Origin of the sequence: Proteus genomosp. 4 str. ATCC 51469 (assembly GCF_003144375.1) — a bacterium.
GTDB lineage: Bacteria > Pseudomonadota > Gammaproteobacteria > Enterobacterales > Enterobacteriaceae > Proteus.
On record NZ_PENV01000002.1, the window covers coordinates 448,806 to 456,466 of the forward strand.

Sequence of the window (7,661 nt, forward strand, 5' to 3'; positions counted from 1 at the left end):
GGAGTTAACTCATGAAGCAATATGGTTTTTATTTTGACTCCACTAAATGCACTGGCTGTAAAACATGTCAAGTCAGTTGCAAGGATGAAAAAGATTTAGATTTAGGCCCTAAATTCCGCCGTGTTTATGAATACGGTGGCGGTAGCTGGGCAAAACAAGACGGGATCTGGACACAAAACATTTATAGTTATTATTTATCCATTTCTTGTAACCATTGTTCAAACCCTACTTGCGTTGCAGGTTGCCCAACTGGCGCTATGCATAAACGTGAAGAAGATGGTTTAGTGGTTGTTAACCAAGATATTTGTGTTGGTTGCCGTTATTGCGAATTGCGTTGCCCTTATGGTGCGCCACAATTCGATGAGAAGAAAAAACTCATGTCTAAGTGTGATGGTTGCTATGAACGTGTAGCACAAGGCATGAAACCGGTTTGTGTTGAGTCTTGTCCTCAACGCGCACTTGATTTTGATGATATTGAAGTGATCAGAGCGAAACATGGCACAGAGTGCGGTATTGCACCAATGCCAGACCCAAGCCTGACTAATCCAAATATCGTTATCAAAGCACACAAAGAAGCAAAACCTTCTGGTGATAAAACCGGCTCAGTTCAAAATGCGGCGGAGGTATAAACCATGCATGAACTTCCTCTAGTCTTTTTTACTGTTTTAGGTTCTTCAGCAGCAGGCCTGTTTCTTATTGCTTATATCAGTAAAAAATTAGGTCAGATTGATGAGAACCAACTGCGTAATGCCAATATTTTAGCTTTAGTCTTAACATTAATTGGCTTAGGTATTGGTGGATTACACGTTGGTCAACCACTGCGTTTTTTCAATATGCTCTTAGGGGTTGGCCGTTCTCCAATGAGTAACGAAGCCTTTCTAAGTGGTGTGTTTACGGGATTTGCTTTTGCAACTGTCGCACTCACTATAATGAAAAAATGGAAAGGTTTACGTGAAATTTGTAATCTACTTACTGTTATTTTTGGTTTAGCCTTTGTTTGGTCAATCCCTCAGGTTTACCACATTCCAACTATTGCTAACTGGAATACAGATTACACTACCTTGCAATTTTGGATGACTCTCTTAGTAGGTGGCGGTGTACTGGCAATGGCAACAGGCGCAAGACGTTTAGGCGCACTGTCCTTTATTATCGGGGCTATTATCACTTTTGCTACACGCTCAGGTTATGTCAGCTTCCTTGGCTTTACCGGCCCTCAACTGAGTGCTGATCAATCTCTTTTTTGGGGATTCCAATTAGCGGTATTAGCATTGGGTATTGTTATCGTAGGATTTACTGCCCTAAAAGCACAGGCGTCAAAAATGACACTAGTCACTTGCGCCACTGCGGTGATTATTGCTGAGTTATCAGGCCGTATCGCTTTCTATAATTTATGGCATATTACAATGTAATATCAATTTTATGGCTGATTAATCAACCATAAAAAAGAAACCAAAATGCATACCTTTTTAGGTATGCATTTTTTTAGAATGAAGAGCCAGGTTGCTGTAAAAAATCTAATTCTTCAGGTGTCGATGTACGACCTAAAATTTGATTACGGTGAGGATAACGACCATATTTATCGATAATTTCTTTATGTCGTAATTCATATTGATACGTATTTTCGTCGTTAAGTTGAGAAAATAATACGACTGCATCTTGGTGTATTTTAGCTGATTCTGAATGCATAAATGGCATTATCATAAATTTACGCTTAACGGGAGTTAGCGTCAGGTATTCAGGTAAACGAATAGCTTCCTGCGCTAAAATTAAAGCCATATTATCTTGTGCAAAGGCTTTTGGTGTATCACGCCAAATATTACGAGAAAATTGGTCAAGGATAATTATTTCAGCTAAGCGCCCTTCTATAGTTTCACGCCATGATGCAAGTTCACCACGACTTGCACTTAAACATAATTCACCAAACCTACGGCTAATTTCTTTATCAAACTGCAGATCTTTTTTAAACCATTGCTCTGCTGTGCATTCTTCAAACCAAAACGTCAAAGTTGATTGATAAGGGATCATAAAAACCACCACACTTGTTGTTTATTAATCAAAACAGCGTTTATTTTCATTAAAATAAACGTCATTGACGGGTTACTACTTTGATAAGTTACCATTTTAATATAGTGACGGCTATTAACCCCAATCCGAAACAGATATAAAAATAAATCCCCTTTAAACATTGAAAAGGGGATTTAAAATGCTTCCTAGCTAACGCTTAAATCCATTAAGTCGCGCCATCCATAAGCTAATTTATCTACAAGCATGTATAAATGACATTCATTTCATTTGTTACATTCTGTTGATATTGTGATGTAATATAATTAACCCGTACATTTTACAACCATAGAACTTATCTCTGCCTCACTACCCTGCCTTAAAAATCAGCATTTGCAAATTTCATTATTTATAGTGAAGCCACTAAAAAAGATCTATGCCGTCTTGTACTGTTTTTTTAGTGAGTATCATTTCAAGACAATAAAGATTGTTATAAGTAATAATTTAAATCAATAACTTACATTTCATTTTTTGATTTTTCGGCTTTAGCCTTGTTATTATCTTGTGTGATTACATCTAAAAGAAACCAGAGATCAAAAGTGAGATGAATGTTTAAAATTTGCACATTAGTAATGACATTTATTGAAAAGTTTGCCCTATTCCTCTGTTTCTTTAACAATTTTGGAGTACAATTGCCACAGTCTATTTACTGAATGATCTGTTATGTCTGCTATCTCTGTTATTGGAATAAGCTACCTTATTGGAGCTGTGATCTCGTTTATTATTACTTTCTTTTTAACCAAAGATCCCAGTTTTGCTATGCGCCTTCTCAGTGCATTATTAATCGCACTCACTTGGCCTCTTAGCTTTCCTATGGCGCTTATTTTTTCTATTTTCAGCTAGTTTTTAATCTTATGTTTAATAAACATAGTTATATTCTATTAAATTAGAATAATAACTATTTACTGTTTTAAATTTAAATAAGAAATTAATTATTTTATAAAAATAACACTTTTAGCTTAGATTTTATTTAAAAAAGAATATCTAATTGCTCGTTACTTTATTCAGCGCAAACAACATTTACCGAGCAATATCATAGAGTTATAAATAAGCTTCATTTTTTTAAAAATAAAACGTTATTTTAGAACCTGATATAAAATAAGTGTTTTTATAAATTTACATTAATTATAAAAAATAAGATAAACTCACTCAAAACCATCTATCTCTAGATGGTTTTTTGTTTAAATACTTTGTAATAATTTATTATTTTTTAATAAAACAGTAAATTATTTCAGGATCGTTTTCATCAAGATTTTCAATACAACCGCTTTCAATAAAGCCTAACTTAATTAACATATTTCGCATTGCATGATTAGATTTATTGGTTGATGTAAATAGCTTATCTCCTTGTGTGTTTTCTTGAAAATAAGTGATCAAGTATTTTCCATAACCTTTTTGACGATACTTTTTATCTATCATCACTAGTTCAATAAATGGCTGATTAAAAAAGTGATGATGAATAACACCATAACCCACAATCTGCGCATTCACTTCAAGAAGATAAACAGCTTGGCTATCAAGCCAAGCTTTAATTTCTTCAATACGTGAAGCATCCTGTTGAGCATAGGTATCTAACTCAATAAGGGCAGAAAGATGATGATGTGTAGCGGAGATGATTTTCATGATTTTATTGTTAAACTGTCTCTAATATTTAGAGGTTAAGTTTATATTATCAAATTACTTTTTGCAGGAAAATCTATAACTAGAATTGGTATAGTTTAGAACTTTTTCATAGCTCACAACCACTATAAGATTAGCGAGCTAGTTATAAAAAACTAAAATGAATAATATAGACTTAATTTGGTTCCTCTGGCTATTCTATATTTTCACCATCATTTATATCATACCCTTCTATAAAATATTTTATTAATTTATTCCTTCTTACTTTTTCATCTGACGAAATAACTCCCAACTCCATAGAGCAATCTAATAATTTTAATGCATCAATGACCCATTTTAGATTTCTTCTTTTATTTCCTTTTGTAGCTAAAACCAAGTTATCATTATTTATTAAACCAATCAGTATTGGATATCCATTTTCATCTGCTTGAATTTTTTTATTACCATTCTGAGCGATGCAAAGCTCAACATAATATTAATTAGTTATTTTTATTTCATAAGTCGTATAAAAATATTTTCAATTAATACACTCTTGGCGAATATAATCCTGTAAACCTAGAATGATCTGTTCTGACTGCGCAATTCGTTCTCGGAGTAACCAATAATTTCGGATAGCGGTGTCAGTAGGTCTGGCGGTGTTTGCATCATCCAAGCTGGAGGAGGAAGTGATTGACGCTTTGGAGCACTCTGCGTTGATGTACACCCGCTCAGGAATACGCTCACTAATATCACGCAATCGACCAATTTCATTTTTCGCATGAACAAGTTCCTGTGTATGCTGATTATCAAGTTGATTAAGTCGATTAATTCTTAATTGATAATCTTTATTCTCTGCAATTTGTTGAATAAGAGATTGATAGATATCATCGTATTCACCTTTCAAAGATTTATTTTTATCAATTAACCAAACCAATCCTGTACCTAGGCATAAAATAACTATTACCATTATTCTCGATAAATAAGTCATAATAATAACCAAGCCTCTTCAAAGACTTTTTCGGAATAAGGTTGGTAGCCAAGTTCAATATTAACAATCGCTATTGCTAAAGGAATGGTGACATTTTTTAATTGTGTATTAATAGGAGTGTCAATTCCGATACCGATCTCTTTTGAAGCACGGTTAATATAGTCTATTGTATTATTTTCGTTAGGTGGAGCATAACGATTGATAATGGTTTTAATAGTATTTAAGCCATATTTTTTTTGGTACGTTTGCAATAATTTGTAGATGGCTCTTATTCCATATTCTGGTGAAATAAATTGGCAAAAGTCTTTATCTGTTTGTTCAACAGATAACCCTTGCCATTTTGAACCATGTCGGATATTGCCAGGGTTATTATTACGCTCACCTCGCGCTATTTTAGCCATTTTTAACTCCTGCTCTTCCTTTTAAAAGTTTGCTCACGGAATCTACTCCGATATAACCAATAAACACACTGGCTAAATAAGCAAACTCATGATTAATATTAAATAAAATTAAGATGTCTTTTACGAACCAAGCAAACATTGCACACATCAGCCCATCTATAGAGGTTTGTTTCCATCCTCCGCCGTTATATAAACCTCGAAGAATAGCCATTCCTCCAGCTAGAGAGGCTGATATTCCTTGTTCTTTCATTGAAGAAAGGGCAATAAATATCTGTTCCCATAAATCTGGATTTTCTTTCATTGTTTCTCATGGCTTACCTCCAAATAGGAGGAAATGTAATAAATAAGAGACTCATCTACCGCGCTTAAATTTAAGTACAGTTTTAACATGAGTATGTTTATGTTTTATTTATCTAATTAGATAAATGGCGGATATAAAAAAAGACCACATTGTGGTCTTCAATTGAAAATAAGCTTTAACAAATATTGTTACTTTGTATTTGTTAAGAAAATGCAGATACAAAAAAACCCCACCGAAGTGAGGCTCTTTATATTCTGCTGTGAGGTCTTTAGATACAAATCTCTCACTATGGGGATAGTGTATGTTTATTTTTCCTGAAAGTCAATAATTAGTTGCTATAAAAATAAATAAAGATAGAAAATTATCACTTAACAGTCACTTCTTGAAGAATTTTTTCTGACAAAGACTCTTCTTTAAAGCATTCTTCCACTAAATGTTCAAATAATACCTTGTAGTTACTGTATGCAACTGTTTTAGAAACACTCACCACCGTTTGTACTTGCGCTAATACTTCACTGAATTTTAAACGAGGATATCCGCGTCCTGCACATTTACTACAAGGTTTAAAAACTGATATACCCTGTTTTTCACTCTCTTTTTTATCTAAAACTTGACCACGGCCATGACAACGACAGGCCAAGCGAATTTCAGCTTTCCCTTTACAAGTAGGGCAAACAACTCGAGTTGTTTCTCTCACTTCTCGGTAAGAAGTATTACCTATAGGTTTGGCTTTAAGTTCATTTTTAAGGTTTCGCTCAAAGCCTTTAACTATTTTTGATGTATGGCTTTTGGTAGTGAAAACATCAACGTCAATAAATCCATTACTGCAATCAGGACAAACTTTTTTGCTTGCTGCACTTCTTGCATAATCTTGAAAGGCATAATTGGCAATAATATGTAAAACCTTGGCTTTATCATTTTCAGTTAGTTTATCAATGGCTTTATATTGGTATGCCTGAGTTAACGCGTATTGATAAAGACTTTCTATTGCTTCATCTGGGTGACTAATATTATGTTTAGCTAAAAACAACTCTATGCCCATCCGCCCTTTTCGCGTAACTAGGCAAATTGATGTCATCACATCAGTCACAGAAAGCGAATCTACTGCTTTAACAGTTCTTACATCACTTAATACAATGCTTTTTGGTGAAAAATATTTAGGTAAGTCTGCTAGTCTCATTTAATGCTCCTTTTGATTTCCTATCATTACTAATTTGGTCATCCATGTACCACGACAAGGCATGGCATTTATGCATCTAAATCACCCGCATTTTACGGCGTTATCTCAACGTGATTTTTACTTACCACTCTTGCATTGGTTTATTTAGTTACTATTTTGTACTTTTCGTACTTTTATTAACTACTGGTTAATGCTATATTTTAACCAAAGTAGCGTCAAGTGGTAAGAGATATTAACCAATGGTTAAAAATGATAATAAAACGGAGTTCACAAAAAGGCTTCAAGAAGCATGCTTAGATTCAGGAATTGCTGGTCGTGGGCTGGGTAAAAGAATTGCAGATGCGTTAGCTCAACAAGGTATAAAAGTCAGCGCCCCTGCAGTATGGAAATGGTTAAACAGTGAATCGATTCCTGATCCAACTAACATTTTAGCATTAAGTCAATGGTTAGATATTCGACCAGAATGGTTAGAATATGGGCGAGGAGCAAAAAGAAATGACGGCGTTTCAGTAAATGAAATGACTCCGGTTGATGATTGGGATAATAATACACCGATAGAACGAGATGAAGTTGAAATCCCCTTCTATACTACTATTGAATTAGCTGCCGGTTTCGGAAGTTGTACCACTGATAATCAAAAGGTGGAATTGTTGAGATTTTCTCGTTCTACGTTTAATCGCTATGGTGTACAACCTAGTGATGCCGTTGCTTTTAAAGTGCATGGCGACAGTATGTCTCCTGTTATTCCTGATGGCTCTATAGTAACTATCAGCACAGGACATACAAAAATTGTTGATGGTGGTATTTATGCTATTCAACAAGGCGATCTTTTAAGAGTTAAAATTTTACATCGACTCCCCAATAACACTATTATCATTCGTAGTTATAATACGATTGATTATCCTGATGAACGTTCCACATTAGAAGAAGTGAAAATCTTGGGGCGTGTATTTAACTGGTCGGTTATGGGCTGGTAATCATTGTAATACCTAAAAACACCACCATCTTTTTATGAACTGACCCCAGTTTATTGGACAGTTTAAATTAGTTAGGTTAAAGACTGAGTTCGGTATTGAACCGGACTCAGTCCTTTTAATTTTATCTTGATCCGTTCCGTATTGTAATACTTGA

The 7,661-nt window shown here is 34.3% G+C and carries 11 protein-coding genes; 4 read left to right on the forward strand and 7 right to left on the reverse strand.

From position 1 onward, the window contains the following. Positions 1–11: 11 nt before the first annotated feature. Positions 12–629, forward strand: a complete 618-nt coding sequence (locus DK866_RS04275) for a DMSO/selenate family reductase complex B subunit (protein WP_023581764.1) — start codon at positions 12–14, stop codon at positions 627–629. Between the two features lie 3 nt (positions 630–632). Further along, a complete protein-coding gene (locus DK866_RS04280; RefSeq protein ID WP_109407855.1) occupies positions 633–1,409 on the forward strand; it encodes a dimethyl sulfoxide reductase anchor subunit family protein in 777 nt (258 codons plus the stop codon). A 73-nt stretch (positions 1,410–1,482) separates the two neighbouring features. On the opposite strand, the gene DK866_RS04285 is transcribed toward DK866_RS04280, so the two are convergent. Next, positions 1,483–2,025, reverse strand: a complete 543-nt coding sequence (locus DK866_RS04285) for a DUF924 family protein (protein WP_109407856.1) — start codon at positions 2,023–2,025, stop codon at positions 1,483–1,485. 699 nt (positions 2,026–2,724) lie between these two features. Between DK866_RS04285 and DK866_RS04290 the strand changes: the two genes are divergently transcribed. Continuing rightward, the gene (locus DK866_RS04290) at positions 2,725–2,904 is read left to right on the forward strand and encodes a GhoT/OrtT family toxin (protein WP_109407857.1); all 180 of its coding nucleotides are present in this window, start codon (positions 2,725–2,727) and stop codon (positions 2,902–2,904) included. A gap of 360 nt (positions 2,905–3,264) precedes the next feature. Here DK866_RS04290 and DK866_RS04295 read toward each other — a convergent pair whose 3' ends face one another. The 5 genes from DK866_RS04295 to DK866_RS04320 form a co-directional block, all read right to left on the reverse strand. Continuing rightward, a complete protein-coding gene (locus DK866_RS04295) occupies positions 3,265–3,684 on the reverse strand; it encodes a GNAT family N-acetyltransferase (RefSeq protein WP_109407858.1) in 420 nt (139 codons plus the stop codon). 514 nt (positions 3,685–4,198) lie between these two features. Beyond that, complete coding sequence (locus DK866_RS04305) at positions 4,199–4,648, reverse strand: lysis system i-spanin subunit Rz (RefSeq protein WP_109407860.1); 450 nt, start codon at positions 4,646–4,648, stop codon at positions 4,199–4,201. Continuing rightward, positions 4,645–5,049 carry a structural protein gene (locus tag DK866_RS04310; RefSeq protein ID WP_109407861.1) on the reverse strand — a complete coding sequence of 135 codons (405 nt, stop codon included), beginning with the start codon at positions 5,047–5,049 and terminating at the stop codon, positions 4,645–4,647. Before DK866_RS04310 ends, DK866_RS04305 begins: the two co-directional genes overlap by 4 nt. After that, positions 5,042–5,350, reverse strand: coding sequence for a phage holin, lambda family (locus tag DK866_RS04315; protein ID WP_109407862.1), 309 nt, complete (start codon positions 5,348–5,350; stop codon positions 5,042–5,044). The genes DK866_RS04310 and DK866_RS04315 overlap by 8 nt, the downstream gene beginning before the upstream one ends. 364 nt (positions 5,351–5,714) lie before the next feature. Beyond that, on the reverse strand, positions 5,715–6,530 hold the full coding sequence (locus DK866_RS04320) for an antitermination protein (protein WP_109407863.1): 816 nt from the start codon (positions 6,528–6,530) through the stop codon (positions 5,715–5,717). 239 nt (positions 6,531–6,769) lie between these two features. On the opposite strand from DK866_RS04320, the gene DK866_RS04325 reads away from it, so the two are divergent. Then, positions 6,770–7,507, forward strand: coding sequence for a S24 family peptidase (locus tag DK866_RS04325; RefSeq protein WP_109407864.1), 738 nt, complete (start codon positions 6,770–6,772; stop codon positions 7,505–7,507). A 71-nt stretch (positions 7,508–7,578) separates the two neighbouring features. On the opposite strand, the gene DK866_RS04330 is transcribed toward DK866_RS04325, so the two are convergent. Next, a partial coding sequence (locus DK866_RS04330; protein ID WP_162556974.1) for an IS3 family transposase occupies positions 7,579–7,661 on the reverse strand: 83 nt, incomplete at its 5' end.

Coding starts and splice junctions, on each gene's coding strand:
- DK866_RS04290 (WP_109407857.1), top strand. CDS start 2,725: ATGTCTGCTATCTCTGTTATTGGAATAAGCTACCTTATTGGAGCTGTG.
- DK866_RS04285 (WP_109407856.1), bottom strand. CDS start 2,025: ATGATCCCTTATCAATCAACTTTGACGTTTTGGTTTGAAGAATGCACA.
- DK866_RS04275 (WP_023581764.1), top strand. CDS start 12: ATGAAGCAATATGGTTTTTATTTTGACTCCACTAAATGCACTGGCTGT.
- DK866_RS04325 (WP_109407864.1), top strand. CDS start 6,770: ATGGTTAAAAATGATAATAAAACGGAGTTCACAAAAAGGCTTCAAGAA.
- DK866_RS04295 (WP_109407858.1), bottom strand. CDS start 3,684: ATGAAAATCATCTCCGCTACACATCATCATCTTTCTGCCCTTATTGAG.
- DK866_RS04310 (WP_109407861.1), bottom strand. CDS start 5,049: ATGGCTAAAATAGCGCGAGGTGAGCGTAATAATAACCCTGGCAATATC.
- DK866_RS04305 (WP_109407860.1), bottom strand. CDS start 4,648: ATGACTTATTTATCGAGAATAATGGTAATAGTTATTTTATGCCTAGGT.
- DK866_RS04280 (WP_109407855.1), top strand. CDS start 633: ATGCATGAACTTCCTCTAGTCTTTTTTACTGTTTTAGGTTCTTCAGCA.
- DK866_RS04320 (WP_109407863.1), bottom strand. CDS start 6,530: ATGAGACTAGCAGACTTACCTAAATATTTTTCACCAAAAAGCATTGTA.
- DK866_RS04315 (WP_109407862.1), bottom strand. CDS start 5,350: ATGAAAGAAAATCCAGATTTATGGGAACAGATATTTATTGCCCTTTCT.